This is a genomic window from Xanthomonas sp. 3498, assembly GCF_014199795.1.
Taxonomy (GTDB): Bacteria; Pseudomonadota; Gammaproteobacteria; order Xanthomonadales; family Xanthomonadaceae; genus Xanthomonas_A; species Xanthomonas_A rydalmerensis.
The window spans coordinates 126,582-152,047 of record NZ_JACHOH010000004.1; the positions used below are offsets into that span (position 1 = coordinate 126,582).

Genomic DNA, 25,466 nt, shown 5'->3' on the forward strand with positions numbered 1-25,466 from the left:
GCACCGCTGCGGCAACGCGCTGCGGAGCGAAGGCGCTACTTCAGCGGATTCTCCGGCTCCTTGACCTGCAGCGCCTTGTCCTGCAGGCAGATCTTCAAGGGCTGAACTGTGGCCGCCACGATGGTGGTCACCTCCTGGGTGTTGGCACGCGCGCGCACCTTCAGGCAGGCGCAGCCATAGCCGGCACTGCCCGTCCCGGTCGCCACCCAGCGCGCGCGGGGAAACGTAGGCCAGTTGCCCTCGGCCTGGTGCCCGCCCTGTTGGCCGACCGTCCATTCGCCGTCCTTGTCCACGAGCGTGGCGTTGCCTGGCGAGGGATTGTCGAACCAGCCGCAGCGCGTGACGGTGTCCGTGGGCGGCGCAGCCTGCACACCAGCGCACAGACCGAGCGCCACGGCTAGGGCCGCACTGAACACGCGTGTGCACTGCAGGACAGGTCGCGATGAAGTCATGACGTCAGGATCGAATGTCGAGGCCGGCATCATCGCAAATTGACGTCTGCCGGCATTGCCGAGAAACCGCTACAGGCGGCCAAGCTTCGCGATGATGTACCGCGCAAGTAAAGCCGATCGACCAAGAGCCTGACGATCGACACACCCTCGTTTGGCGCTTCGTCGGTATGGAGCAGCGCATGGGAAATAGCTTGAGATTGCGCAACGCAAAAGGGCCGCAAAAAGCGGCCCAATGCGTTGAAACGAAATGGAGGCCTGGGTCGGAATTGAACCGGCGTACGCGGATTTGCAGTCCGCTGCATAACCACTCTGCCACCAGGCCGGTGGACTGACGTCTTGCCGCAACGCCTGTAGCGTCCGACAAAAACAAAGCCCCGCTGCCGGGGCCCTTGCGGCGGGAACTGGACGATGCCTGGCGGCTGTCTTCCAACGCATTGATTCAAAAGATGTTTTTGAATCAACCCGGCGCACAACGGACTGCATTGTGTACCAAGCTCCCCGGCTTGGCAACCCTGCGCCGCGCGTGCGCGGGATTTGCGGAGACGTGCTGCGGACACTGCAACTCGCACGCGGCATCGCCACCCGACTGGAATGCCGACCACAGCGCCACGCCGGTGGCAGTAGACAAGCTCGGCCTCGCGCGGATCGGCGCACGATCGGCACGCCGCCGCGCTCTAGCATGGCGCCACACCCGAACGAGAGATCGCCATGAACCGATGGACACGCTGGAGCGGGGCCGCGCTGTGCCTGGCCGCGAGCGCCACCGCCGCCGCGCAGACCTGCGCGCTGCAGTCGCAGACCGTGAACCTGCCGCTGGCCTCCAAGGCCACGCCGACGTTCGCCTACCAGGTGCGGGTGCAACTCGGCAGCGACGCCGATGGCCGCAGCAGCGGCAGCCAGGTGCTGGAGGTGGATACCGGCTCCACCGGCGTGGTGGTGCCGTTGAGCGACGCACTGCGCAGCGCCTGGGACGCCTCCAACACGCCCGGCCACATCTTCTATTCGAGCGACAGCAAATATCACCCCGGCAAGTACGTGGACGTGCCGATGCGGCTCGGCGTCTCCGCCGACGGCAAGCGTGCTGCGGCGCGCGTGGACCGCATTACCGTGCTGGCTGCGCAGTGCACCTGCGATGTCGCCAGCGTGGCCCAGCAGCCCAAGCCGCTGGCGCAGGTGCCGGCCACCTGCGCCGGCTACGACGGCAGCCCGGCGTTGAGCAGCAGCACGCAGGTGCTGCGCAACTGCAGCACCATCTCCCCCAAGTTCGGCATGATGGGCGTGGGCTACGACCGCGGCGTCGACGCCGCGCGCAACCCGTTCCTCAACCTGGCGCAGATGCGCGCGCAGCGCATGAGCCCCGGCTACATCGTCAGCGCCAAGGGCATCACCCTGGGCGTCAGCAAGGCGGCGCTGCAGGGGTTCGCCCTGGTCCCGCTGCAGCGCGGTGCCGCCACCGCCGATGCGCCGAGCGACTGGCAGGCGCCCACCGCCTGCGCCAGCTTCCCCGGCAGCGGCAGCGACTACCGCGTCTGCGGCAAGCTGCTGCCCGATACCGGCGTGTCCTACATGATGCTCAACCCGGTGGTGCCGCCCGCCACGCCCGACAGCCTGCAACAGACCGTGGAGATGGCCGGGCATCCCACGCGGGTGGTGCCGGACGCCACCCAGTTGCGGCTCGACGTCGTCGACGCGAAGGGACAACCAGTGTTCGGCTACGGCTTTGCGGTCGGCGACGGCAAGGCGGCGACGCCGGACAGCGTGCAGTGGCGCGGGCCGCTGAAAACGCCGCCAGCGCACATCAACAGCGGCCGCCACTTGCTCGCCGCCGGCGACTACGCCTACGACGCCGCCTGCGGGCATGCCGGCTTCCGTGCGGCCACCCCCGCGCCCTGAGCCTGCGCGAAACGGAGAGGCGTCATCTGCCGCATCGCGATCGCGTCTGGACGACGCGATCGCTGCTGGCGCGCGACATGGTCGGTGCGCGATCGCGCTGCCCGCGTTCCGATGCAGCGCTCGCGGCGTGGATCAACCCAGCCCGGATGTCTGCGCAATGCGATGGCGGCGGCCAAACTGGCGCCGTGCGTGTTGGCCATTGCGCTGCTGGCGGCCGCATGACGCGAGGCGGAATTGCGCGATGGCTTAGCGGGGTGTGGCGCGTCTGCCACGCAGTGCAGCCGCCCAAACGAAAACAGGACCCGAAGGTCCTGTTTTCATGATCTGGAGCGGGAAACGAGACTCGAACTCGCGACCTCAACCTTGGCAAGGTTGCGCTCTACCAACTGAGCTATTCCCGCTTGAGGCCGCGAATTCTACCGGGTACGCGCAGGCTGTCAACCATTGCCTTCGATTTTTTTCGCGTTCTTTTCCGCCATCGCCGCACGCTCGTCGTCGCGCAGGCTCGGCCAGGCCGCATGCAGATACTGGATGCCCGACAACAGGGTCAGGATCGACGCGATCGCCAGGGTCCAGTCGCCGACGTGGAAGATGAACAAGCCCATCCACACGCTCTCCGGCGGGGAGCCGTCGGGCATCACCGAGTACAGCAGGCACAGCAGCGCCACCATCTGCGCGGTGGTCTTGATCTTGCCGATCATCGCCACCCGCACCTTGGCGCGCTGGCCGATCTCGGCCATCCATTCGCGCAGCGCCGACACCGCGATCTCGCGGCCGACGATCACCGCCGCCCAGAACGCCATCCACGGCGTCGGATGGCCCTGCACGATCAGGAACAGCGCCACCGCCACCATCAGCTTGTCGGCCACCGGGTCCAGGAACGCGCCGAACGCGGAGTACTGGTGGTAGCGCCGCGCCACCCAGCCGTCCAGCCAGTCGGTGAACGCGGCCAGGCCGAAGATCGCCGCCGAGGCGAAGTTGGTCCAGGTGTACGGCAGATAGAACACCAGCACCAGCACGGGGATCATCAGGATCCGCAGCAGCGTGAGCCAGGTGGGGATGGTCAACTTCATTGCGCTGCTCTACTCGCCTGCCGGATCGGGCACCGGCAGTCCGTGCAGGTTAGCGTAGATTCGTGCGGCCAGTGCGTCATTGATGCCCTCCACCCGCGCGATCTCGGCCTCGCCGGCGGCCTTGAGCCCGGCCAGCCCGCCGAAATGCTTGAGCAGGCTGGCGCGCCGCCGCGGGCCGATGCCGGGGATGTCCTCCAGCTTGCTGGTCATGCGCGCCTTCTGGCGGCGCCCGCGGTGGCCGGTGATGGCGAAGCGGTGCGCCTCGTCGCGCACCTGCTGGATGAACTGCAGCGCCGGCGACGCCGCACCCGGTCGCAGTTCGCGCCCGTCCGGCATCACCAGGGTCTCGTGGCCGGCGCGGCGCTCGGCGCCCTTGGCCACGCCGATCAGCAGCACCCCGTCCACGCCCAGGTCGGCCAGCGCGCCATTGGCCTGCGCCAACTGGCCGGCACCGCCGTCGATCAGCAGCACGTCCGGCAGGATCGCATCGCCCTTGCCCTCGCCTTCGGCGGCACGGCGGAAGCGGCGCTCGATCGCCTGGCGCATCGCTGCGTAGTCGTCGCCCGGCTCGATGCCGCTGATGTTGTAGCGCCGGTACTGGCTGCGCACCGGGCCGCTGGCGTCGAACACCACGCACGAGGCCACCGTGGCCTCGCCCATGGTGTGGCTGATGTCGAAGCACTCCACCCGCTTGACCGGCTCGGCCAGGCCGAGCATCTCGCGCAGCGCCTCGCTGCGCGCGTGCTGGGCGTTGCGGCTGGTCAGTTCGGTGACCAGGGTGGCCTGGGCGTTGCGGCTGGCCAGCTCCAGGTACCCGGCGCGCTCGCCGCGCACGTTCCACTTCAGCTGCACCTTGCGCTCGGCGGCCGAACTCAGCGCCGCCTCGATCAGCTCGGCGTCGGGAATCTCGCGGTCCAGCAGCACCTCGCGCGGCGGCGCGTGCTCGACGTAGTACTGCGACACGAACGCGCCCAGCACCTCGGCGGCGCTGTCCTCGCCGTTGGTCTTGGGGAAGAACGCACGGGTGCCGAGGTTGCGGCCGTCGCGGAACGCCAGCAGCAGCACGCAGGCGTTGGCGCCCTGGGTGGCGCAGGCCAGCACGTCCAGATCGGCGGCGCGGCCGTCCACGTACTGCCGGCTCTGCATGCTGCGCAGCGAGCCGAGCAGGTCGCGCAGGCGCGCGGCGCGCTCGAACTCCAGGCGCTCGCTGGCGTCCTGCATGGCTTGCACCAGCTCCTCGCCGAGCTGGTCGCTGCGCCCTTCCAGGAACAGCGTGGAGCGACGCACCGCCTCGGCGTACTCGTCGGCCGCCACCAGCGCCACGCACGGCGCGCTGCAGCGGCCGATCTGGTACTGCAGGCACGGCCGCGAACGGTTGCGGAACACGCTGTCCTCGCAGCTGCGCAGCTTGAACAGCTTGTGCATCAGGTTCAGCGTCTCGCGCACCGCGGTGACGCCGGGATACGGACCGAAATAGCGACCGGGCACTGCGCGCGGGCCGCGATGCAGGGTGATCCGCGGCCACTCCTCGCGGGTCAGCAGCACATAGGGATAGCTCTTGTCGTCGCGCAGCGACACGTTGTAGCGCGGCGACAGCGACTTGATCAGCTGGTTTTCCAGCAGCAGCGCCTCGCCCTCGCTGCGGGTGACGGTGACATCCATGCGCGCCACCTGCGCCAGCATGGCCATGGTCCGCGCGTTCTTCGGCGAGCCGCTGAAATAGCTGGAGACGCGCTTGCGCAGCGCGCCGGCCTTGCCGACGTAGAGCAAGGTATCGTCGGCGGCGTACATGCGGTAGACGCCGGGCGCGGTACTGAGGTTGGCGGCAAAGGCCTTGCCGTCGAACGGGGGCAATTCGGGGGTGCTCATTCGCCGATCGCGACGTCGTGCAGTTCGCCGCTGGCGATGTCGTAGCGCAGCACCGCATGCGCGTCGGACTCGGCGATCCACACCGTGCCGGCGCTCACCGCCAGCCCGCCCGGGCCGTGCAGGCGCCGCGGCAAGGCCGCGGTGGACAGTTCGCCGCCGCCCAGGCGCAGGCTGCGCAGGCTGCCGTTGCCGCTGTCGGCGATCCACAGCAACGGCGCGTCCGGGCTCAGCGCGATCGCCTGCGGGAACTGCAGGCGGGCGCGGCTGCGTGGTCCGTCCTCGTTGCCGAAATCCCACGGCCCCTGGCCGCCGAGCAAGGTCTGCACCAGGTCGCCGCGCAACTGCATCGAGCGCACCGCCGAACCCAGCGCATCGCATACGTACAGCACCTGCTGCACCGCGGCCAGGCTGCACGGTTGCGCGAACGCGGCCAGATGCCCGCTGCCGTCGCGCAGTTCCAGCGCGCCCGCACCGGCACGCCAGCGCAGGCTGCGGCTGCCCAGGTCGTAGCTCCAAATGCGGTTGTCGCCGGCCATCGCCAGGTGCACCTGGTTGTCGGCGATCACCAGACCCTGCGGATGATTCAGTGGTGCCAGCAGCGGTTGCTCCACCGGGCCTTCCACCGGCTCGCCGGCACGGCCGTTGCCGCACAGCGTGTCGACCTGGCCGGTGAGCAGGTTGATCCGGCGCAGCGCGTGGTTGCCGGTATCGGCCACGTACAGCACGCCGCGCTCCAGGGCCAGCCCGCGCGGACGGTGGAACGCCGCCTCGCCGATCGCGCCGTCGATGAAGTCGGCGGTGCCGATGCCGAACTGGCGCAATACGCGGCCGCTAGTGCTGCATTCGAGGATGCGGTGATGGCCGCTGTCGGCGATGTACAGGCGGTCCTCGGCCACGGCCAGCCCAGTCGGGAAGCGCAGCGGCAGGCGCGGTTCCGGCTGGGTCTCGCGCGCGTCGCGCAGGTCCTCGTCCAGCGGCAGCGGCTGCCCGGCGCACAACGCGTGCAGCGCCTTGTCCAGTTCGGCGCCGCCGATCCCGACCAGGCGCTCGCGCTCGACCCCGCCGGCGTCGATCAGGACCAGGGTCGGCCAGGCCTGGATGTCGAAGCGCTGCCAGGCGGCCCAATCGGCATCGAGCAGGATCGGCGCGGACACGCCCTGGCTGCGCAACAGCTTCAATGCCCGTTGCGGCTCGCGCTCGCTGTCGAAGCGCGGCACCTGTACCACGATCAGCTGCAGCCTCCCGGGATTGCGCGCCTGCCACTGGCCGAGTTCGGCCAGGCGCTGCGCGCACCACACCGAGGCGGCGTTGACGAAGGCCAGCACCAGCGCCCGCCCCTGCAGGTCGCGCAGGCGGAGCGGCGCCGCGTTGAGCCAGGCGCCGGACGCGGGAAGTTCCAGGGCGGCGATGGAATTCATCGGCCGATTATGCCGGAGCCGAGGTCGACGGACAGTCGTGCCACGCTGCCGGCGGCGGCTTCGTCTACCAGTTTCCAGACCTGCTCGAACTGCGCGCTGCCACCGGTGTACGGATCCGGGATCTCGCTGCGGCTGTGCACCCCGGCCCACGGCAGCCACAGCGCCACGCGCTCGCGCGCCGCCGCCGGGGCGCGCTGAAGCACGTCGCGCAGATTGGCCGCATCGGCGCACAGGATCCAGTCGAAGTCGGCAAAGTCGCGATCGCGCAGTTGCCGCGCGCGCAGGCCGGCGATGTCCACGTCATGCGCGGCCGCGCAGGCGACCGCGCGCCGGTCCGGCGGCTCGCCGCGGTGCCAGTCGCCGGTGCCGGCCGAGTCGACCTCCACTAGCCCGGCGAGCGGCGAGCGCTGCAGGTGGTGGCGCAGCGCGCCCTCGGCCATCGGCGAACGGCAGATATTGCCCAGGCACACCAGCAGCAGCTTCATGCCTGCCCCTGCAGGTAGGCCTCGGCGCGCGCCAGATCCTCGGGCGTGTCCACACCGGGCGGGAATGGTGCCGGCGACAGCGCCACCGCGATGCGGAAGCCGGCTTCCAACACCCGCAGTTGCTCCAGCGACTCGATCCGCTCCAGCGTGCCCGGCGGCATCGCCGCGAACCGGCGCAGGAAGCCGGCGCGATAGGCGTAGATGCCGATATGCCGCAGCCACGGGCCGGGCAGCGGCAACTGCGCCTGCGAGGCGGCAAAGGCGTCGCGGTGCCACGGGATCGGCGCGCGGCTGAAGTACAGCGCATCGCCAGTCGCGCTGCGCACCAGCTTGACCACGTTGGGATCGAACAGGTGCTCGGCCGCGTCCACCGGCGTGCCCAGCGTTGCCATCTCGGCGCCGCTGTCGGCCAGGGTCCGGGCCACCGCGACGATGCCGGCGACCGGCGCGAACGGTTCGTCGCCCTGCAGGTTGACCACCAAAGTCGCATCGTCCCAGCCGGCGATGTCGGCGCACTCGGCGAGGCGGTCGGTGCCGGAGGCGTGGTCGGCCGACGTATTCGCCACGTGCACGCCGTCCAGGTCGGCCACCGCGGCGGCGATGCGCGCATCGTCGGCGGCCACCCACACCTGCGTGGCACCGGCGGCGAGCGCACGCCGCGCCACGTGGCGGATCAACGGCTCGCCGCCGAGCGCGCGCAAGGGCTTGCCCGGCAGCCGCGATGCGGCATAGCGGGCCGGAATGGCGACGACGAACGGCGGCGCGGCGGCGCTCATGCGCGGGCGGCGCCGGCAGCGGCGCGCGGGCGCCGAGGATATCGCGAGAAGACGGTCATCGAAAGCTCTCCGCATGGCTGGCCGGAAACGGCCGGGTGGGCGCCGGACAGCGGCCCGGTGGCGGCCGCGCGCAGCAACGGCCCGAAGGGCCATTGTATCGACCGGGCCGGCATCGCCGGTGAGCGGGTCGTGGCGACGGCCAGCGACCGCGCGGGTGCCTGCCACGTGGTGCGAAACGCCTCGGCATGATGGGTCGTGCACTCACTTCGCGCGCATCCCGCACACGCACCGTGTTGGCGCGTGCCCGTGGCAAAGAAGCGCGAGGACGTGGGCGCCATGCCTAGCGAGACTCCGCGCGCGCACAACGCTGCGCCCTTTGGCTGGCTGGCGCATGCGCCGCGGACGCCTCTCGCGGTTGGACACGGCCAAGGCCGCGCTGCGCCACGCACGTCGGTGGCGTACCCGCAGACCACAGCGCCGCGCGCGGGGATGGGCAGACGCCCTAGTCGCCTGTCCCGCCCGCGCGGCCACGCAGCTTGTCCAGCCGGTCGAGCAGGCCGATCCAGAACGCCGCCGGCAGTTCGGCGGCCAGCGGCACGCTGAAGCACCAATCGTTGACGAAGGCGGCGCATTTGACCGCGTCCTTCTCGGTCATCAGCACCGGCAGTTCGCTGCCGAAGGCCAGGTCCGTGGCGCGGTACTGGTGGTGATCGGGAAAGGCATGCGGGACCACGCCGATGCCCTGCGCGCGCAGCATGTCGAAGAAGCGCTGCGGATGGGCGATGCCGGCGACGGCGTGCACACGCTGGCCGGCGAAGCTGCGCAGCGGCCGCGCACGGCCGCCGCGCAGCGGCTGCGCGCTGTCGATGCGCAGGCGCATCGCCCATTCGCCGAAGCCCGCTTCAAGCTCGCCGCTGTCGCTGGCCTGCCCCAGGTTGATGACGCGGAAATCGCATTCGTTGCCGCGCGCGACCGGCTCGCGCAGCGGCCCGGCCGGCAGCAGGCGGCCGTTGCCGTAGCGGCGCTGGCCGTCCACCACCTCGATCTCGATGTCGCGCTGCAGGCGGTAGTGCTGCAGGCCGTCGTCGCAGACCACGATGTCGCAGCCGGCCTGCAGCAACGCCCGCGCCGCGGCGACGCGGTCGCGGTCCACCCGCACCGGCACCCCGGTCTTGCGTGCGATCAGCACCGGCTCGTCGCCGCCCTGCTCGGCCGAGGTACCCGGCTCGATCCAGCGCGGCTCCTGCGGCTGGCTGCGGCCGTAGCCGCGGCTGGCCACGCCCGGGCTCCAGCCGGCGTCGCGCAGGCGCTGCACCAGGGCGATGGTCAGCGGCGTCTTGCCGGTGCCGCCGGCGGTGAGATTGCCGACCACCACCACCGGTGCAGCGATGCTGTGGCGCTTGCGCCAGCCGCGCCGGTACAGCGCGCGGCGCAGCGCGATCGCCGCCGCGTACAGCGGGGTCAGCAACCGCGCGTGCAGCGGCGGCGCGCCCTTGCCGTACCAGTAGGCCGGTGTGTATGGCCCGCGCTCGCTCATCCGTACTGCCTTTCGCGGAATTGCATGCTGTGCAGGTGCGCGTAGACCCCGCCCAGCGCCAGCAACTCGTGGTGGGTGCCGCGCTCGACGATGCGGCCATGGTCCATCACCAGCACTTGGTCGGCGTGCTCGATGGTCGACAGCCGGTGCGCGATGACCAGCGTGGTGCGGTCGGGCATCAGCCGGTGCAAGGCGTCCTGCACCAGCCGCTCGGATTCGTTGTCCAGCGCCGCGGTGGCCTCGTCGAGGATCAGGATCGGCGCATCCTTGAGCATCGCCCGCGCGATCGCCAGGCGCTGACGCTGGCCGCCGGACAGACGCCCGCCCTTGGCCCCGACCTGCGCCTGCAGGCCTTCCGGCAGGTGGTCGACGAACTCCATGGCATTGGCGTCGGCGACCGCCTGGCGCAGCTGCGCCGGGCCTGCCTCGCGCATCTCGCCGTAGGCGACGTTGTCGGCGATGCTGCCGTCGAACAGCATCACCTGCTGGCCGACCAGGGCGATCTGCCGGCGCAGGTCCTCCAGCCGATAGTCCTGCAGCGGATGGCCGTCGAGCAGGATCTGCCCGGACTGCGGGTCGTAGAAACGCGGGATCAGCTTGACCAGGCTCGACTTGCCGCTGCCGGAGCGGCCGACGATGGCGGTGACGGTGCCGGGTTCGGCGACGAAGCTGACCTCGGCCAGCGCCGGCCGCGCCTGCCCCGGATAGGCGGCGGTGACCTCACGGAATTCGATCCGTCCCTGCGCGCGCTCGATGTGGCGGGTGCCGCTGTCCTGTTCCTCGGGCGCGTCCAGCACCACGAACAGCCGCTGCGCCGAGGCGACGCCCCGCTGCAGCATGTTCTGCACGTTGGTGAGGTTCTTCAGCGCCGGGATGATCGCCATCATCGCGGTCATCAGCGAGACGAACTCGCCGGCGGTCAGGCGCCCGGCCAGCGCTTCGTGGCCGGCGATCAGCAACAGCGCGGCCAGACCGATCGCGCCCAGCAACTGCACCGCGGCCGAGGAAATGCCGCGGGTGGATTCGACCTTCATCGCCAGATGCAGGTTGGTGTTGGCCAGTTGCTGGTAGCGCTCCATCTCGCTGGGACGCGCACCGTAGACCTTGACCTCCTGGTTGCCGGACAGCGCCTGCTCGGCGGCCTGCATCAGTTCAGCGTTGCTTTCCTGGATGCGGTGGCTCACCCGCCGGTAGCGCTTGGCCACGCGGTCCATCACCCACGCCAGTGGCGGCGCCACCAGCAGGATGGTCACGGTCACGGTCCAGCTGTACCACAGCATCACCGCCAGCGCGCCGACGATCTGCAGGGTCTGCTGCACCATCACCTTCATCGCGTCGACCGCGGCCTGCGCGACCTGCTCGCTGTCCGAGCCCAGCCGCACCAGCATCGAGGCCACCGGCTCGGCGTCGAAACGGCTGCCCGGCAGGCGCAGGTACTTGTCCAGCACGTTGACCCGGAAATCGCGGGAGATGCTCCGCGCCGCACGCCCCATCGACATGTCGGTGACATAGCCGGCAATGCCGCGCAGCACGAACAGGCCGACGATCTGCAGCGGCAGCCACATCGCCACGTCGCGGTTGCGCGCGATGAAGGTCTCGTCGGTGATCGGCTTCATCAGCGCCAGGAAGCCGGAGCCGGCCAGCGCCTCCAGCAGCGCGCCGACCGCGGCGATCAGCAGCAGTCCACGGTAGCCGCCGGCATAGGACAACAGGCGGCGATAGGTCCGCCAGGGGGAATCCTGGACGGGCACGTCGGAGGGTAGATTCACTTGGAGCTTCCGTCCCTGTTGACTTCGGGAGCAGTGGCGATGGCGATGCGGCGGAACCCGAGCTGGCCCAGCGCATCCTGTGCGGTGACGACCGCCTGGTAGGGCGTGCGCGCGTCGGCGCGCAGCAGCACCGGCTGCTCGCGGTCGTCGCCGGCGACCTGGGCGATGCTGCGTTTGACCGACTCCACGTCGGTGCGCAGCACTTCCTGGTCGTTGATGAAGTAATGCCCGTCGGCGTTGATCAGCACGCTCAGCGCGCGCGCCGGGGGCGGCGCGTTGCGGTCGCTGGCATTGGGCAGTTGCAGTTGCAGCGTGGAACGCGCATCGAAGGTGGTGGTCACCACGAAGAAGATGATCAGCACCAGGATGACGTCGATCAACGGCACCAGGTCGATCTGCGGCTCGTCCTGGCCACGGTCGTCGCGGATCCGCACCGGCTCAGCCCTTGGCCGCCGCGGCGTTCGACGCGGCGCCGCGTGCCGGTGCGGCCGGCGCAGCGGCACGGCCGTGGCCGTCCAGCGCGTCGGTCAGCGCGGTGGCTTCCTGCTCCATCTCGATCACGTAGCCGGCGATGCGGCTCTTGAAATGGCGATGGAAGATCAGCGCCGGCACCGCGATGATCATGCCGGTGGCGGTGCACACCAGCGCCTTGCCGATGCCGCCGGCGAGCTGGTTCACGTCGCCCAGGCCGTGGTCGAGGATGCCCAGGAACATCTGAATCATGCCGACCACGGTGCCGAGCAGGCCCAGCAGCGGCCCGGCCGATGCGACCGTGCCCAACGCGTTCAGGTAACGCTCCATGCGGTGCACGACGTGCCGGCCGGTGTCCTCGATGCGCTCGCGCACGATCTCGCGCGGGCGGTTGCGCACGTCCAGGCCGGCGGCGAGCAGCGCGCCCAGCGGCGAATTGCGCCGCAACGATTCGATGTGGGTGGGGTCGAGCTTGCCGCGCGTGGCCCAGTTGCGCACTTCCTGGCCGAGTCCCGGTGGCAGCACCTCGCTACGGCGCAGGCTCCAGAACCGCTCCAGGACGATCGCCAGCGCGACCACGCCCAACAGCAGCAATGGCACCATCGGCCAGCCACCGGCCTTGACCAGTTCCCACACGTCGCAACCCTCCGGCACGCTCGGCCGTTCGTTCACTGGCCGATAGGATAGCAGCCGCCCGCGCCCGCTCCGCCGCATCCCACAACCGCGCCCGCCAGGGCCGCCGTTCGCGCAGTTGCAGGCCGGCGCGCCCCAGCCACACGCGCAGCGCACCACTCTGCGGCGTGCCGGCGACCTCGGCGCCGGCCGCCTGCCAGCGCGCCACCACGCCGGGATGCGGATGGCCGAAGCGGTTGCCGTAGGCCGCCGAGACCAGCACCAGCCGCGCGCCGGTGGCGGCGACGAAGGCCGGCTGCGAGGAATGCGCGCTGCCATGATGCGGCGCCACCACCACGTCGGCGCGCAATGCCTGCGGCGCCTCGCGCAGCAGCTTGCGCTCGATCACGTCGCCGATGTCGCCGGCCAGCAACAGCGCGCCATGCGCGGTTTCCACGCGCAGCACGCAGCTGGACTCGTTGCGCAGATAGGGAAAGTGCGGCGCCGGATGCAGGAACCGGAAACGCACCCCATCCCATTCCCAGGCGCTCCCGGCCACGCAGGCCCGGCCCACCGGCAACGGCGCGCCGGCCGGTGCCTGGACCAGGCCGATCGGCAGCGCCGCACGCACCGCGGCGAGACCGCCGGCGTGATCGTTGTCGGCATGGCTGATCACCGCGCGATCCAGCCGCGCCACGCCGAGCGCATGCAGCGCCGGCACCACCACGCGCTCGCCGGCGTCGTAGCCGTCCTCCACCGCTGGCCCGGTGTCGTACAGCAATTGGTGGTTGGCCGTGCGCACCAGCAACGACAGCCCCTGCCCCACGTCGAACATCACCAGATCGACCTCGCCCGGCCGCGGCCGCTCCAGCGGCGGATACAGCAAGGGCAACCACAGCAGCGCCGCCAGCGGCTTGCCCGGCACCCCGCGCGGCAACAGCAGCCAGAACGCGCCCAGCAGGGCCAGCGGCAGCGCCCAGTCGCGCGCCTCCGGCAGCCAGCGCAGTGCGAAGCGGCTCTCGCCCAGGGCCACAAACAGCGGCCAGGTCAGGTCGAAGCAGGCCGCGGCCAGGCGCCACAGCCAGGCCCCAGCGCCGGCATGCAGCGCCTCCAGCGCGGTCCCGAGCAGCGCCAGCGGCACCACCACCAGGCTCCACCACGGAATCGCCAGTAAATTCGCCAGTGGCCCGACCAGCGAGGCCTGCCCGAACAGCATCGTGCTCACCGGTAGCAGGCCGACCGTCGCCACGCCCTGCGCGGTGAGGAAACTGCGCAGCGTCTCGCGCCAGCCGCGCCCGGCGTCGGGCATGCACCAAGCCAGCCAGGCGACGCCGAGGAAGCTCAGCCAGAAGCCGGCCGAGAGCACCGCCAGCGGGTCGCAGAGCAGCATGGCGATCGCCGCCAGCGCCAGCGCGTCGGCGACCCGCACTGGCCGCCGCCACAGCCGTGCCGCCACCACCACCGCGATCATCAACGCAGTGCGCACGGTCGGCAGGGCCATGCCCGACACCAGCGTGTAACCACCGGCGCCGAGCAACGCGAGCGCGGCCGCGGCCTGGCGTCGCGGCCAATAGCGGCCCAGTCGCGGCCACAGCCGCCACACGCCGCCGCCGAGCAAGGCGAAGGCGCCGGCGACCAGGCCGACATGGAAGCCGGAAATGGCGATGAGATGGGTCAGCCCGGCGGCGCGCAGAATGCGCCAGTCGCGATCGTCCAGCCGCCGCGTGTCGCCCAGCGCCAGCGCCTGCACGTAGCGCGCCGAGGCCTGCGGCACGGCAGCGGGGATGCGTGCGGACATGTCCGCACGCCAGGCATCGATGCCCTGCCCCGGCGCCAGTGGCGCTGCCGCGTGCGGCGCCACCACGTAGCCGCTGGCGCTGATCCGCTGCGCCAGCGCATAGGCTTCTGCGTCGAAACCGCCGGGATTGCTCAAGCCGCGCGGTGCACGCAGGCGCACCTGCAACTGCCAGCGCGCGCCGGCGCGCAAGGCGCTGCGCGGTCCGGCCTGATGCGTGCCGAAGTCGTCGTACCACGCCAGTTGCAACAGGCGCCCACGCAACGGCGCCGGCTGCGCCGCATCGGCGTCGACGCGGAACAGGAAGCGGGTGCGGCGGGTTTCGGCCTGCGGCAGTTCCACCACTTGGCCGCGGACGTCGACCACGCGCTTCTCCCAGTCGGCCGGCAACTGCCGCGCCAGCACCATGCCGGCGACCAGCGCCAACCAGCCGGCGCCGATCGCGGATGCCCCCAGCCAGCGCCAGCGCGGCGCCGCCACGTACAGCAGCGCCCCGGCGAGCAAGATCGCCAAGGCCAGCGGCCAGGGAAGCAGGCGCGGCAGCCACAGCGCGGCCAGCACGCCTGCGGCAAGGCTGGCGGCGACCGCAGGACCGAACGGCGCCATTACCGGCCAGCGCGAGTCGGGAACAGCGGCGTCCTGGCGCAGCACGCTGTCTGCAGACGCTTGCATGTGCTTGCCCTCCTTGGCCTCGACGGATCGAAAGCAGCGACATGCCGCCGCACGAGATGCGCATCGCGCGACACCATCGCGATCGCAACGCCAGCGTCGCATCGCCTCTCGCCGCGGACCATCGGTCTACCCCGGGACACCTCGTCAGAATTTGCCTAACACGCAGGCGCGCGCCGCGTCACAGTCCTGGCGCAGTTCGCCGCAGCTTCATCGCCCCGCGCCTATGGTGCGATACCCCACGTCGTAAGGAGTTCGCGCATGCGCAAGGGCATCGCACTGATCGTCGGAGTCACTGGCATCTCAGGCTACAACCTCGCCAACGTGCTGGTTGCCGATGGCTGGACCGTCTATGGGCTGGCACGCCGCCCGGTGCCGCAGGAAGGCGTGATCCCGGTGGCGGCCGACCTGCTCGATCGCGAGGCCACCATCGCCGCGCTGCGCGGGTTGCCGATCACCCACGTGTTCTTCTGCACCTGGACGCGGCGCGACACCGAGAAGGAGAACGTCGCCGCCAACGGCGCGATGCTGCGGCATCTGTGCGAGGGCCTGGACGGCGCCACACTGCAGCACATGGCGCTGGTCACCGGCACCAAGCACTACCTGGGCTCGTTCGAGCACTACGGCAGCGGCAAGGCGGAGACGCCGTTCCGCGAGAGCGAACCGCGGCAGCCGGGCGAGAATTTCTATTACACGCTGGAAGACCTGCTGTTCGACGCCGCCGCGCGCCATGGCTTCGGCTGGAGCGTGCATCGCTCGCACACCATGATCGGCCAGGCCAACGGCAGCAATGCGATGAACATGGGCGTGACCCTGGCGGTGTATGCGACGCTGTGCAAGCACACTGGCCAGCCGTTCGTGTTCCCCGGCTCGCGCGCGCAGTGGGACAGCCTCACCGACCTCACCGACGCCGGCCTGCTCGGCCGCCAGCTGGCCTGGGCCGCGACCAGCCCGGCCGCACGCAACCAGGCCTTCAACACGGTCAACGGCGACGTGTTCCGCTGGCGCTGGATGTGGGGCGAAATTGCCGCGTTCTTCGGCCTGGAACCTGCCCCCTATCCCGACACGCCGATGCCGCTGCAACCGCGCCTGCAGGACACCGCACCGGCACTGTGGCGCGAGATCGCCGAACAACATGGGTTGGTCCAGGCGGACGTGAACCAACTCGCGTCGTGGTGGCACACCGATGCCGACCTCGGCCGCGAGATCGAGTGCGTCAACGACATGACCAAGAGCCGCGACCTGGGCTTCTTCGGCTACTACGACAGCCGCGCCTCGTTCCTGGAACTGTTCACGCGAATGCGCGCGCAGCGGTTGATTCCCTGAGGGGCGCAGTCTGATCAGGAGCGCCGAAGCAGTGGGAAACGGCACTCCAAAGGTTGCCGTTTATGGGGCACGCGACGTGCTCCAGGACGATCGCCGTTGTATGGCGTTGTATGGACATGCGCCGCATTGCCGTGGCGACGCGTTTGCTGGGCATGCTGTGCGAAGTTTTTAGGCGCCGACAGCAACCAAGGCCGGCTACCTACCCGGCTTCGTTCGTCGCGGCTGAAGCCGCTCCTACATGGGACCACGTATAGGAGCGGCTTTCAGCCGCGACGGGCTCTACCGGTGATGCTCCTTCGCGGCTGAAGCCGCTCCTGAGGGCCGCTTGCGCTAGAAGTGCTTCGCCTGCCCGAGGATCTTCGGCGTCGGCAGATGCACTGAAGCCGCTGCGACTTGCTGCCTCGTTCGTCGCGCCTGACGTCGCTCCACTGCTCGGCGAAGCGGCGATATGCACTGTGGGAGGGACTTCAGTCCCGACGCGCACTGCATCGGGTAGCGGGACACTGCTCTTGTCGTGACCGCTGGCGCACAGCAAACCAGGCTGTCACGCCTGGCCCCGCATGCAACGGGCTTCAGCGGCTCACGACCCTCAGGCCGCGATCGTGGCCCGACAATGCTCGACGCGGCGGCACATGCGGCCGCCACCGCGCCCTCAAACGTCCGCAGGCGCCAGTTCGCGCAGCTTGCCCTGGTGCAGCTCCAGCACGCGGTCCAGCTTGCGTGCCAGGCTGCGGTCGTGGGTGACCAGGACCAGGCTGGTACCTTGCGCGCGGTTGAGTTCGAGCATCAGCGCGAACACGTTGGCCGCGGTCTTGTCGTCCAGGTTGCCGGTCGGCTCGTCGCCGAGCACGCAGGCCGGGCGATTGACCAGCGCGCGCGCCACCGCGGCGCGCTGACGCTCGCCGCCGGACAGTTCGCCCGGCTTGTGCTCCAGGCGGTGGCCCAGGCCCACCGATTCCAGCAGCGCGCGTGCGCGCGCATCGGCGTCCTGTATTGGCGCGCCGCCCAGCAGCACCGGCATCATCACGTTCTCCAGCGCGGTGAACTCCGGCAGCAGGTGATGGAACTGGTAGACGAAACCCAGCGAGCGGTTGCGCAACTGCCCGCGCGCCGCATCGGTCAGCGCCGACATACGCTGGCCGGCCACATAGACCTCACCCGAGGTCGGCACGTCCAGACCGCCAAGCAGGTGCAGCAAGGTGCTCTTGCCGGCACCGGAAGCGCCGACGATGGCCACGGTCTCGCCCGCCGCCACGCTCAACTCCAGGCCGTCGAACACCGGCGTGCGCATCTTGCCTTCGGCGTAGGTCTTGGCCAGGCCTTCGGCACGGATCGCCGCGTCCGCTTGTGGCTTCTGCATTCCCGATTCCCGATTTCCCATTCCCGATTCCCGGCCCTCATTCATAGCGCAGCGCCTCCGCCGGCTGCGTGCGCGCCGCGCGCCAGGCCGGGTACAGCGTGGCCAGGAAGCTCATCAGCAAGGCCACGATGGTGATCACCATGACGTCGTGCGGCTGCATGTCGGTCGGCAGGCCGGTGATGTAGTAGACGTCCTCCGGCAGCAGCTTGATGTTGAACACCGCCTCGATGCCGGCCAGGATCCGCTCCAGGTTGAGCGTCAGCACGATGCCGCCGATCACGCCGGCGACGGTGCCGATCACGCCGATCAGCGTGCCCTGCACCATGAACACCTGCATCACCCCGCCCGGGCTAAGCCCCAGCGTGCGCAGGATGGCGATGTCGGCCTGCTTGTCGGTCACCAGCATCACCTGCGAGGACACCAGGTTGAACGCGCCCATCGCGATGATCAGCGACAGCAGGATGCCCATCACCGTCTTTTCCATCTTCAGCGACTGGTACAGGTTGGCGTTCTCGCGGGTCCAGTCGCTGACCATGTACGGGCCGTGCAGGTTCAGCGCCAGGTCGCGCGCCACGTTCCAGGCCTGGTCCATGTCGTACAGCCGCAGGCGCACGCCGGTGACGCCGTCGCCCATGCGCAGCACGCGCTGCAGGTCGGGCATGCTGGTCACCGCCAGGCCGCGGTCGATTTCGTTGTAGCCGGCCTCGAAGATGCCGCTGACGGTGAAGCGCTTGTAGCGCGGCACCATGCCCATCGGGCTGGCCTGCGGCTCGCCCAGCATCACCACGACCTTGTCGCCGACGCCCACGCCCAGCCACAGCGCCAGCTCCTGGCCGAGCAGGATGTTGTAGGAACCGGGGGTCAGGCTGTCGACCGAGCCCTGCTTCATCTTCTGCGCCAGCACCGAGACCTTGGCCTCTTCCTTGGGCAGGATGCCGCGGACGATCGCCGGCTGGTTGCGCTGGCCGGTGAGCAATGCCTCTTCCTCGACGTAGGGCGCGGCGCCGGCGACGCGCTTGTCGCGCATGGCCACGTCCACCGCGTGCTGCCAGTCCTCCATCGGCGCGCCCTGCGCGCTGACCGTGGCGTGCGCGGCCATCTGCAGCAGGCGATCGCGGATCTCCTTCTGGAAGCCGCTCATCACCGCCAGGGTGGTGATCAGCACGGTCACGCCCAGGGCGATGCCGAGGATCGAGGCCATGGAGATGAAGGAGATGAAGTTGTTGCGGCGCTTGGCGCGCAGATAGCGCAGGCCGATGGCCACGGGTAAGGGTTTGAACATGCGCAGCCACCATCCAGGGAGCGCTATGGTGCCATTTGCGGCGGCGCAGACGAAGCGGCAAGGGCCGAAGCGGCCAGACGCAGTTCACGTCGTGCCGCCGCCGGCAGCGTGTCCGGCCACCACGCCAGGCGCTGCGTGCGCCCCTGCGCGTCGCGCCAGCGCACGAATGCCAGCGGTCCGCGCCAGGCGACCTGCAGCTCGGTCACCGCCACGCCGTCGACGCTGGGCGCACCGGCACCGGTGGGCAGCAGCAGCGTGCGCGGCGCGCGCCGGGCCTCACGGCGCAGTAGCCACGCCGCGTACAGCAGCGCCAGCGCGGCCGCCGGCCAAGCCAGGCGCGGCGGCAGGTCGGAGCCGAGCAGCGACAGCGGCGCCAGCGTGCCGAGCAGGGTCAGCGCGGCCAGCAGCCAGCGCGAGGGGCGCCAGTCAAGCCGGCATGGCGCGGATGGAGGCGATGAGATCGGCGGCGCGTGCATCGGGACAGGCCTCGTAGCCCATGAACCAGCGCCACAACTTATCGTCCTCGCAATCGAGCAGGTATAGGAAAACCCCGCGCTCGTCCTCGGACGCATGCGCCCAGCGCCGGTCCAGGTAGCGGCCGAACAGCTGGTCCAGTTCGCGCATGCCGCGCCGGCAGCGCCAGCGCAGCTTCTTCAGTTCGGTGGTCTCGTCCATCGCATGCGCCCTTGCCTGGGGGCAGCGCCGCATGGCCGCCGCCGAAAACGAACGCGGCACCGAACCCGAAAGCCGGTGCCGCGCGGTCGGCGGGCAGGCCCGCCGTTTGGAACGTTCGCCGCTGCGATCAGGCGCGGCGCGCCATCATCAGCTTCTTGATCTCGGCGATCGCCAGCGCCGGGTTCAGCCCCTTCGGGCAGGTCCGCGCGCAGTTCATGATGGTGTGGCAGCGGTACAGCTTGAACGGATCTTCCAGATCGTCCAGGCGCGCACCGGTGTCCTCGTCGCGCGAATCGATGATCCAGCGGTAGGCCTGCAGCAGGATCGCCGGGCCTAGGTAACGCTCGCCGTTCCACCAGTAGCTCGGGCAGCTGGTCGAGCAGCAAGCGCACAGGATGCACTCGTACAGGCCATCGAGCTTCTTGCGGTCTTCCGGCGACTGCAGCCGCTCGCGATCCGGCGGCGGCGGGGTCTGGGTGCGGATCCACGGCTTGATCGAGGCGTACTGCGCGTAGAAGTGGGTCAGGTCCGGCACCAGATCCTTGACCACGCTCATGTGCGGCAGCGGGTAGATCGGCACTTCCTTCTTGCCGCAGTCGGCGATCGCCTTGGTGCAGGCCAGCGTGTTGGTGCCGTCGATGTTCATCGCGCACGACCCGCAGATGCCTTCGCGGCACGAGCGGCGGAAGGTCAGGGTTGGGTCGATCTCGTTCTTGATCTTGATCAGCGCGTCCAGAACCATCGGGCCGCACGCGTCCAGATCCACCTCGTAGGTGTCGGTCCGCGGGTTGCTGTCGTCGTCCGGATTCCACCGGTAGACCTTGAAGGTCCGCACATTCTTCGCGCCCTTGGCGGGAAAGTGCTTGCCCTTGCCGATCTTGGAATTCTTGGGGAGGGTGAACTCTGCCATGGCTTTTAAATCCGGGATTGGGGATTAGGGATTGGAGATTCGGGCGAGAGCAGGAAACGAAGCATGTTTCGAATCCCGAATCACCACTCCCCAATCCCGGCTTTGGTCAGTAAACGCGCGGCTTCGGCGGCACCACGTCCACGTCGCTGCTGAGCGTGTACATGTGCACCGGGCGATAGTCGAAGCTGCACTGGCCCTTGTCGTCGACGGTGACCAGCGTGTGCTTCTGCCAGTTGACGTCGTCGCGGTCGGGGAAATCCTCGTGGGCGTGGGCGCCGCGGCTTTCCTTGCGCTGTTCGGCCGAGTTGATCGTCGCCACTGCGTTGAGCAGCAGGTTGTTCAGCTCGTAGGTCTCGATCAGGTCGGAATTCCACACCAGCGAGCGGTCGGAGACCTTGACGTCTTCGAAGCTGGCGAAGATGTCGGCCATTTTGTCCACGCCTTCCTTCAGCGTCTTGCTGGTGCGGAACACCGCCGCGTCGGACTGCATGGTGCGCTGCATCTTGTCGCGGATCACCGAGGTCGGGGTGCCGCCGTTGGCGTTGCGCAGCTTGTCCAGCAGGCCCAGCGCCTTGTCGCAGGCATCGCCCGGCAGGCCCTTGTGCGGTGCGCCGGTCTTGATCGTCTCGGCGCAGCGGTTGGCCACCGCGCGGCCGAACACCACCAGGTCCAGCAGCGAGTTGGAGCCCAGGCGGTTGGCGCCGTGCACCGACACGCAGGCGGCCTCGCCGATGGCGTACAGGCCCGGCACCACCGAATCCGGGTTGTCGCCGTCCTTGCGCACCACTTCGCCGTGGTAGTTGGTGGGGATGCCGCCCATGTTGTAGTGCACGGTCGGGATCACCGGGATCGGCTGCTTGTGCACGTCGACGCCGGCGAAGATGCGCGCGCTCTCGGCGATGCCGGGCAGCTTCTCGTCGATCACGCCCGGGCCGAGGTGGGTCAGGTCGAGCAGGATGTGGTCCTTGTGCTCGCCGACGCCGCGGCCTTCGCGGATCTCGATGGTCATCGAACGCGACACCACGTCGCGCGAGGCCAGGTCCTTGTAGTGCGGCGCGTAGCGCTCCATGAAGCGCTCGCCGCCGCTGTTGCGCAGGATGCCGCCTTCGCCACGCACGCCTTCGGTGATCAGGCAGCCGGCGCCGTAGATGCCGGTCGGGTGGAACTGCACGAACTCCATGTCCTGCATCGGCAGGCCGGCGCGCATCACCAGGCCGCCGCCGTCGCCGGTGCAGGTATGCGCCGAGGTGGCGCTGAAGTAGGCGCGGCCGTAGCCGCCGGTGGCCAGCACCACGCCGTGGGCGCGGAACAGGTGCAGCGAGCCTTCGGCCATGTCCAGGGCGAGCACGCCGCGGCACACGCCCTCTTCGTCGAAGATCAGGTCGAGCGCGAAGTACTCGATCATGAAGCGCGCGTTGTGCGCCAGCGACTGCTGGTACAGCGTATGCAGCATGGCGTGACCGGTACGGTCGGCGGCGGCGCAGGTGCGCTGCGCGGACGGGCCTTCGCCGTACTTGGTGGTCATGCCGCCGAACGGACGCTGGTAGATCTTGCCGTCCTCGGTGCGGCTGAACGGCACGCCGTAGTGCTCCAGCTCGATGATCGCCGGAATCGCCTCGCGGCACATGTACTCGATGGCGTCCTGGTCGCCCAGCCAGTCCGAGCCCTTGATGGTGTCGTAGAAGTGGTAGCGCCAGTCGTCCTCGCCCATGTTGCCGAGCGCGGCGGAGATGCCGCCCTGCGCGGCCACGGTGTGCGAACGGGTCGGGAAGACCTTGGTCAGGCAGACCGTCTGCAGGCCCTTTGCGGCCAGGCCGAAGGTCGCGCGCAGGCCGGCGCCGCCGGCGCCGACCACGACCATGTCGTACTTGTGTTCGGTGATCTTGTAAGCGGACATCTACTTTGAATTCCTGTTCCGGGCGCCGATCAGGCGCTGCCCAGGGCGATGCGGGCGACCGCGAATACACCGACGATCGCGCCGAGCACGGCGACGAACTTCACCGTGGTCTGCAGCGCCAGGGCCAGCAGCGAGTTGTGCACGTAATCTTCGAGGATGACCTGCAGGCCGATCTGCGCATGCCAGAACATCGCGATCAGGAAGCCGACCAGGAGCACCGCGTTCCACGGCTTGGCCACGGCCTCGGTGGCGGTGACGTAGTCGGCGCCGAGCAGGCTCAGCACGAACACCAGGAACCACACGGCCAGGCCGACCAGCGCGGTGGCGGTGAGCCGCTGCAGCACGAAATGTTCGGTGCCGGACTTGGCCGCGCCCAGGCCGCGGACGTTCTTCAGAGGGGTGCGGTAGCGGCTCATGCGGCGGCTCCGTTGAGGACGTAGGCCCAGATCAGCGCCACGATCACCAGGCTGGCGATCACCGACATCCAGCTGCTGCGCACGAACGCGGGGATGCTGAAGCCGTGGCCGAAGTCCTGCACGATGTGGCGCAGGCCGTTGCACAGGTGGTAGGCGAAGGCCCAGCTCCAGGCGAACAGGAACACCTGCCCGTACCAGGCGCCGGCCATGCCGCGGAAGCAGTTCCAGGACGCCGGGCCGAGCATCAGCACCAGCAGTGCGGCGGCGATGATCAGCGCGCCGAGCGACAGCACGATGCCGGTGGCACGGTGCAGGATCGACGTGACCATCTGGATCTGCCAGCGATAGACCTGCAGATGGGGGGAAAGAGGACGTTCGCGGGTCGCCATGCGCTTGGCTCGTTGTCTCGGCTGGGCGGCGTGCTTAAGGCCGCGTTGGCTCAAAGCTGCTCAAAAATCGATGCAGCGTCCGTTTTTCTCCCAGTCGCCGTAGCGCGTCGGCTCGAGGCCGCCGCGTCCGCCGATCTCCCGCGGCGCAGGCGGGGTCTGCGGAGGGGTGTCCTCGGCGGGCCGCTGCGTTTCGGGATCGGACTCGGGTGTGGGGGTTGGTTGGCCTATCATGCGGGTCTCACAACTCGTCAATTTTAGTCCTCCCCTCTCGTGCCTGACAACCTGAATCTCGATTTCGGCGGTTTTTCCGCCTTGCCACACCTGCAATACGTCGCATTGCGCGGTCCGGATGCAGTGGCCTTCGCGCATGCCCAGTTCGCCAACGACGTGCAGGCGCTGGCGGCGGGCCAGTGGCAGTGGAACGCCTGGCTCACCGCCAAGGGCCGGGTGATCGCGGTGTTCGCGCTGCTGCGCCAGGCCGACGACGCCTTGCTGATGCTGCTGCCCGATGGCGGCGCCGAGGAGTTGGCGACAGCGCTGGGCCGCTTCGTGTTCCGGCGCAAGCTGCGCCTCACCGTCGAGGACACGCTGCTTGCTTTCGGTCGTCCGAGCCTACCGGACCAGGCCCGGGGCGCGACGTCGGCGCACGATGAGGCCGGCGTGATCGAACTGGACATGGGCGGCGACGACCTGCCGCGCACGCTGCGCCTGGTGCCGGCAGCGGTGGCGGATGCGCCGGCGGCCGACCCGGGACTGACGCAGGCCTGGCGCGCGGCCGACCTGCGCCTGGGCCTGGTCCGGCTTGCGCCGAGCCAGCGCGAACAGTGGACGCCGCAGCAACTGGGCCTGGACCGTCTGCACGCCTTCAGCGTCAAGAAGGGCTGCTACCCCGGCCAGGAAATCGTCGCCCGCACTCATTTCCTGGGCAAGGCCAAGCGCGCGGCGCAGTTGCTGGAGCTGAAGGACGCCGTCGCGATCGACGCAGCGGTGCTGCGCGACGGCCAGCCGTTCGGCAGCGTGGTCAGCGTCGCCGGCACCCTGGCGCTGGCGGTCCTGCCGTTGGAGGACGCACCGCCGACCGGGCTGGAGGTCGAGGGCCATCCGGCGCACTGGCAGCCCCTGGTCGACGGCCTGGCGCGCTGAGCGCGCCGGCGCTTCGCGCTGTTGCTACTGCGATTCCCGATTCCCGATTCCCGAATCCCGGCTCTCCAGGCGCACGCCGCTCTCGGCGTCGAAGAAGTGCAGCGCGTCGCCGCGCACCACCACTCGCAGGCGCTCGCCCAGGCCCGGCAGCGCACGCGGCGCCACCCGCATCACCAGCGGCTGCGCGCCGTGGCTGAGATTGACGAAGATCTCGTTGCCGACCGGCTCGATCACCTCGATGGTGGCCTCGAAGCCCGCCTGCGCCTCCTCGCTCGGCTGCAGGTGCTCCGGCCGCACGCCGATCGCCAGCTCCCGGCCCAGCCACTGCGGCGCGATCTGCGCACCCGGCAGCGGCACCCGCCCGCCGTCCTGCAACTGCAGGTGCAGGCCACCCTCCTCCACCAGCCGCCCGCGCAGCACGTTCATCGCCGGGCTGCCGAGGAAACCGGCCACGAACAGGTTGGCCGGGCGGTCGTACAGTGCCATCGGCGTGTCGATCTGCTGGATCAGCCCGTCCTTGAGCACGACGATGCGCTGGCCCAGGGTCATCGCCTCGACCTGGTCGTGGGTGACGTAGATCATGGTGGTGCCGAGCTTGCGGTGCAGCTGCGCGATCTCGGTGCGCACCGAGTGGCGCAGCTTGGCGTCCAGGTTGGACAGCGGCTCGTCGAGCAGGAACACCGCCGGCTCGCGCACCAGCGCGCGGCCCAGCGCCACGCGCTGGCGCTGGCCGCCGGACATGGCGCGCGGCAGCTTGTCCAGCATCGGGGTCAGGCCCAGGGTGTCGGCGGCGGCGGCCACCCGCTGGCGGATGACCTCCTTGCTCTCGCCGCGCAGCTTGAGCCCGAACGCCAGGTTCTCGGCCACGGTCATGTGCGGGTACAGCGCATAGCTCTGGAACACCATGGCGATGTCGCGGTCCTTGGGCGCCACGTCGTTGACCACGCGCTCGCCGATGCGCAGCTCGCCGCCGCTGATCTCTTCCAGGCCGGCGATCATCCGCAGCAGCGTGGACTTGCCGCAGCCCGACGGCCCGACCAGCACCATCAGTTCGCCGTCGGCCACTTCGAAGCTGGCCCCGTGCACGGCGACCTGGCCGTTGTCGTAGACCTTGCGGATGTTGTCCAGTTGTACTTTCGCCATGGTGCGGTATCCGGTTTCCGGCAGTGAGGAACGGGCTGCCGCCGGTCCCTCCCGAAGGCAGTGCATACGAATGCGGGTCGCATCGTGCCAGCGCGCAGGCAACAAT

General features: G+C 69.7%; 24 protein-coding genes and 2 tRNA genes. 3 read left to right on the forward strand and 23 right to left on the reverse strand.

The window, feature by feature from the left end; all coding sequences use genetic code 11:
* Window positions 1-35 precede the first annotated feature (35 nt).
* Window positions 36-416 carry a DUF4087 domain-containing protein gene (locus GGR66_RS13285; protein WP_326521007.1) on the reverse strand — a complete coding sequence of 127 codons (381 nt, stop codon included), beginning with the start codon at window positions 414-416 and terminating at the stop codon, window positions 36-38.
* A gap of 284 nt (window positions 417-700) precedes the next feature.
* Window positions 701-774 (reverse strand) — tRNA-Cys (locus tag GGR66_RS13290).
* A gap of 386 nt (window positions 775-1,160) precedes the next feature.
* On the opposite strand from GGR66_RS13290, the gene GGR66_RS13295 reads away from it, so the two are divergent.
* Window positions 1,161-2,345: a hypothetical protein gene (locus GGR66_RS13295; RefSeq protein ID WP_184448559.1), complete on the forward strand. Its 1,185-nt coding sequence runs from the start codon at window positions 1,161-1,163 to the stop codon at window positions 2,343-2,345.
* 325 nt (window positions 2,346-2,670) lie between these two features.
* Here the strand turns inward: GGR66_RS13295 and GGR66_RS13300 are convergent.
* The 11 genes from GGR66_RS13300 to GGR66_RS13350 form a co-directional block, all read right to left on the reverse strand.
* Window positions 2,671-2,746 (reverse strand) — tRNA-Gly (locus tag GGR66_RS13300).
* A 36-nt stretch (window positions 2,747-2,782) separates the two neighbouring features.
* Complete coding sequence (gene pgsA, locus GGR66_RS13305; RefSeq protein WP_160965063.1) at window positions 2,783-3,418, reverse strand: CDP-diacylglycerol--glycerol-3-phosphate 3-phosphatidyltransferase; 636 nt, start codon at window positions 3,416-3,418, stop codon at window positions 2,783-2,785.
* 9 nt (window positions 3,419-3,427) lie between these two features.
* Window positions 3,428-5,287: an excinuclease ABC subunit UvrC gene (gene uvrC, locus GGR66_RS13310; RefSeq protein WP_184448560.1), complete on the reverse strand. Its 1,860-nt coding sequence runs from the start codon at window positions 5,285-5,287 to the stop codon at window positions 3,428-3,430.
* Window positions 5,284-6,705: a hypothetical protein gene (locus GGR66_RS13315; RefSeq protein WP_160965067.1), complete on the reverse strand. Its 1,422-nt coding sequence runs from the start codon at window positions 6,703-6,705 to the stop codon at window positions 5,284-5,286. Before GGR66_RS13315 ends, uvrC begins: the two co-directional genes overlap by 4 nt.
* Window positions 6,702-7,190, reverse strand: coding sequence for a low molecular weight protein-tyrosine-phosphatase (locus GGR66_RS13320; RefSeq protein WP_160965069.1), 489 nt, complete (start codon window positions 7,188-7,190; stop codon window positions 6,702-6,704). The genes GGR66_RS13315 and GGR66_RS13320 overlap by 4 nt, the downstream gene beginning before the upstream one ends.
* The gene (gene kdsB / locus GGR66_RS13325; RefSeq protein WP_184448561.1) at window positions 7,187-7,966 is read right to left on the reverse strand and encodes a 3-deoxy-manno-octulosonate cytidylyltransferase; all 780 of its coding nucleotides are present in this window, start codon (window positions 7,964-7,966) and stop codon (window positions 7,187-7,189) included. Before kdsB ends, GGR66_RS13320 begins: the two co-directional genes overlap by 4 nt.
* 502 nt (window positions 7,967-8,468) lie before the next feature.
* Window positions 8,469-9,503: a tetraacyldisaccharide 4'-kinase gene (lpxK, locus tag GGR66_RS13330; RefSeq protein WP_184448562.1), complete on the reverse strand. Its 1,035-nt coding sequence runs from the start codon at window positions 9,501-9,503 to the stop codon at window positions 8,469-8,471.
* On the reverse strand, window positions 9,500-11,272 hold the full coding sequence (msbA, locus tag GGR66_RS13335) for a lipid A export permease/ATP-binding protein MsbA (RefSeq protein WP_167087598.1): 1,773 nt from the start codon (window positions 11,270-11,272) through the stop codon (window positions 9,500-9,502). The genes lpxK and msbA overlap by 4 nt, the downstream gene beginning before the upstream one ends.
* The gene (locus GGR66_RS13340) at window positions 11,269-11,706 is read right to left on the reverse strand and encodes a biopolymer transporter ExbD (RefSeq protein WP_019800228.1); all 438 of its coding nucleotides are present in this window, start codon (window positions 11,704-11,706) and stop codon (window positions 11,269-11,271) included. The genes msbA and GGR66_RS13340 overlap by 4 nt, the downstream gene beginning before the upstream one ends.
* A gap of 4 nt (window positions 11,707-11,710) precedes the next feature.
* A complete protein-coding gene (locus tag GGR66_RS13345) occupies window positions 11,711-12,379 on the reverse strand; it encodes a MotA/TolQ/ExbB proton channel family protein (protein ID WP_184448563.1) in 669 nt (222 codons plus the stop codon).
* On the reverse strand, window positions 12,273-14,756 hold the full coding sequence (locus GGR66_RS13350; RefSeq protein WP_184448747.1) for a DNA internalization-related competence protein ComEC/Rec2: 2,484 nt from the start codon (window positions 14,754-14,756) through the stop codon (window positions 12,273-12,275). Before GGR66_RS13350 ends, GGR66_RS13345 begins: the two co-directional genes overlap by 107 nt.
* Before the next feature lie 324 nt (window positions 14,757-15,080).
* Between GGR66_RS13350 and GGR66_RS13355 the strand changes: the two genes are divergently transcribed.
* Complete coding sequence (locus GGR66_RS13355) at window positions 15,081-16,145, forward strand: SDR family oxidoreductase (protein ID WP_184448564.1); 1,065 nt, start codon at window positions 15,081-15,083, stop codon at window positions 16,143-16,145.
* Between the two features lie 652 nt (window positions 16,146-16,797).
* Here the strand turns inward: GGR66_RS13355 and lolD are convergent.
* The 9 genes from lolD to GGR66_RS21205 form a co-directional block, all read right to left on the reverse strand.
* Window positions 16,798-17,526 carry a lipoprotein-releasing ABC transporter ATP-binding protein LolD gene (gene lolD / locus GGR66_RS13360; RefSeq protein WP_184448565.1) on the reverse strand — a complete coding sequence of 243 codons (729 nt, stop codon included), beginning with the start codon at window positions 17,524-17,526 and terminating at the stop codon, window positions 16,798-16,800.
* 16 nt (window positions 17,527-17,542) lie between these two features.
* Complete coding sequence (locus GGR66_RS13365; protein ID WP_160965081.1) at window positions 17,543-18,787, reverse strand: lipoprotein-releasing ABC transporter permease subunit; 1,245 nt, start codon at window positions 18,785-18,787, stop codon at window positions 17,543-17,545.
* 23 nt (window positions 18,788-18,810) lie between these two features.
* Window positions 18,811-19,263 carry a hypothetical protein gene (locus tag GGR66_RS13370; RefSeq protein ID WP_184448566.1) on the reverse strand — a complete coding sequence of 151 codons (453 nt, stop codon included), beginning with the start codon at window positions 19,261-19,263 and terminating at the stop codon, window positions 18,811-18,813.
* Window positions 19,214-19,462, reverse strand: a complete 249-nt coding sequence (locus GGR66_RS13375; protein WP_184448567.1) for a succinate dehydrogenase assembly factor 2 — start codon at window positions 19,460-19,462, stop codon at window positions 19,214-19,216. Before GGR66_RS13375 ends, GGR66_RS13370 begins: the two co-directional genes overlap by 50 nt.
* 127 nt (window positions 19,463-19,589) lie before the next feature.
* On the reverse strand, window positions 19,590-20,372 hold the full coding sequence (locus GGR66_RS13380) for a succinate dehydrogenase iron-sulfur subunit (RefSeq protein ID WP_010342653.1): 783 nt from the start codon (window positions 20,370-20,372) through the stop codon (window positions 19,590-19,592).
* Window positions 20,373-20,478: 106 nt separating this feature from the next.
* Entirely contained in the window at window positions 20,479-22,269 is a 1,791-nt protein-coding gene (gene sdhA / locus GGR66_RS13385; RefSeq protein ID WP_160965085.1) for a succinate dehydrogenase flavoprotein subunit, read from the reverse strand.
* 29 nt (window positions 22,270-22,298) lie between these two features.
* Window positions 22,299-22,685 carry a succinate dehydrogenase, hydrophobic membrane anchor protein gene (gene sdhD / locus GGR66_RS13390; RefSeq protein WP_160965087.1) on the reverse strand — a complete coding sequence of 129 codons (387 nt, stop codon included), beginning with the start codon at window positions 22,683-22,685 and terminating at the stop codon, window positions 22,299-22,301.
* Window positions 22,682-23,074 (reverse strand): succinate dehydrogenase, cytochrome b556 subunit, encoded by a 393-nt coding sequence (sdhC, locus tag GGR66_RS13395; RefSeq protein ID WP_160965089.1) that lies wholly within the window; start codon window positions 23,072-23,074, stop codon window positions 22,682-22,684. Before sdhC ends, sdhD begins: the two co-directional genes overlap by 4 nt.
* 60 nt (window positions 23,075-23,134) lie before the next feature.
* Entirely contained in the window at window positions 23,135-23,443 is a 309-nt protein-coding gene (locus GGR66_RS21205; RefSeq protein ID WP_255421690.1) for a DUF1674 domain-containing protein, read from the reverse strand.
* On the opposite strand from GGR66_RS21205, the gene GGR66_RS13405 reads away from it, so the two are divergent.
* Window positions 23,345-24,217 carry a folate-binding protein gene (locus tag GGR66_RS13405; protein ID WP_326521008.1) on the forward strand — a complete coding sequence of 291 codons (873 nt, stop codon included), beginning with the start codon at window positions 23,345-23,347 and terminating at the stop codon, window positions 24,215-24,217. The two genes, GGR66_RS21205 and GGR66_RS13405, sit on opposite strands and share 99 nt — an antisense overlap.
* Window positions 24,218-24,241: 24 nt before the next feature.
* Here GGR66_RS13405 and ugpC read toward each other — a convergent pair whose 3' ends face one another.
* On the reverse strand, window positions 24,242-25,360 hold the full coding sequence (gene ugpC / locus GGR66_RS13410; protein ID WP_184448569.1) for a sn-glycerol-3-phosphate ABC transporter ATP-binding protein UgpC: 1,119 nt from the start codon (window positions 25,358-25,360) through the stop codon (window positions 24,242-24,244).
* Window positions 25,361-25,466: the final 106 nt, after the last annotated feature.

Excerpts from the sequence above, each read along its gene's own strand:
- GGR66_RS21205 (WP_255421690.1), bottom strand. The coding sequence starts at position 23,443 with ATGCGCGAAGGCCACTGCATCCGGACCGCGCAATGCGACGTATTGCAG.
- GGR66_RS13355 (WP_184448564.1), top strand. The coding sequence starts at position 15,081 with ATGCGCAAGGGCATCGCACTGATCGTCGGAGTCACTGGCATCTCAGGC.
- uvrC (WP_184448560.1), bottom strand. The coding sequence starts at position 5,287 with ATGAGCACCCCCGAATTGCCCCCGTTCGACGGCAAGGCCTTTGCCGCC.
- GGR66_RS13320 (WP_160965069.1), bottom strand. The coding sequence starts at position 7,190 with ATGAAGCTGCTGCTGGTGTGCCTGGGCAATATCTGCCGTTCGCCGATG.
- pgsA (WP_160965063.1), bottom strand. The coding sequence starts at position 3,418 with ATGAAGTTGACCATCCCCACCTGGCTCACGCTGCTGCGGATCCTGATG.
- GGR66_RS13370 (WP_184448566.1), bottom strand. The coding sequence starts at position 19,263 with ATGCACGCGCCGCCGATCTCATCGCCTCCATCCGCGCCATGCCGGCTT.
- GGR66_RS13380 (WP_010342653.1), bottom strand. The coding sequence starts at position 20,372 with ATGGCAGAGTTCACCCTCCCCAAGAATTCCAAGATCGGCAAGGGCAAG.
- lolD (WP_184448565.1), bottom strand. The coding sequence starts at position 17,526 with ATGGGAAATCGGGAATCGGGAATGCAGAAGCCACAAGCGGACGCGGCG.
- sdhC (WP_160965089.1), bottom strand. The coding sequence starts at position 23,074 with ATGGCGACCCGCGAACGTCCTCTTTCCCCCCATCTGCAGGTCTATCGC.
- GGR66_RS13295 (WP_184448559.1), top strand. The coding sequence starts at position 1,161 with ATGAACCGATGGACACGCTGGAGCGGGGCCGCGCTGTGCCTGGCCGCG.
- kdsB (WP_184448561.1), bottom strand. The coding sequence starts at position 7,966 with ATGAGCGCCGCCGCGCCGCCGTTCGTCGTCGCCATTCCGGCCCGCTAT.
- GGR66_RS13365 (WP_160965081.1), bottom strand. The coding sequence starts at position 18,787 with ATGTTCAAACCCTTACCCGTGGCCATCGGCCTGCGCTATCTGCGCGCC.
- lpxK (WP_184448562.1), bottom strand. The coding sequence starts at position 9,503 with ATGAGCGAGCGCGGGCCATACACACCGGCCTACTGGTACGGCAAGGGC.
- sdhD (WP_160965087.1), bottom strand. The coding sequence starts at position 22,685 with ATGAGCCGCTACCGCACCCCTCTGAAGAACGTCCGCGGCCTGGGCGCG.
- GGR66_RS13350 (WP_184448747.1), bottom strand. The coding sequence starts at position 14,756 with ATGGCGCCGTTCGGTCCTGCGGTCGCCGCCAGCCTTGCCGCAGGCGTG.
- sdhA (WP_160965085.1), bottom strand. The coding sequence starts at position 22,269 with ATGTCCGCTTACAAGATCACCGAACACAAGTACGACATGGTCGTGGTC.
- ugpC (WP_184448569.1), bottom strand. The coding sequence starts at position 25,360 with ATGGCGAAAGTACAACTGGACAACATCCGCAAGGTCTACGACAACGGC.
- GGR66_RS13315 (WP_160965067.1), bottom strand. The coding sequence starts at position 6,705 with ATGAATTCCATCGCCGCCCTGGAACTTCCCGCGTCCGGCGCCTGGCTC.
- GGR66_RS13375 (WP_184448567.1), bottom strand. The coding sequence starts at position 19,462 with ATGGACGAGACCACCGAACTGAAGAAGCTGCGCTGGCGCTGCCGGCGC.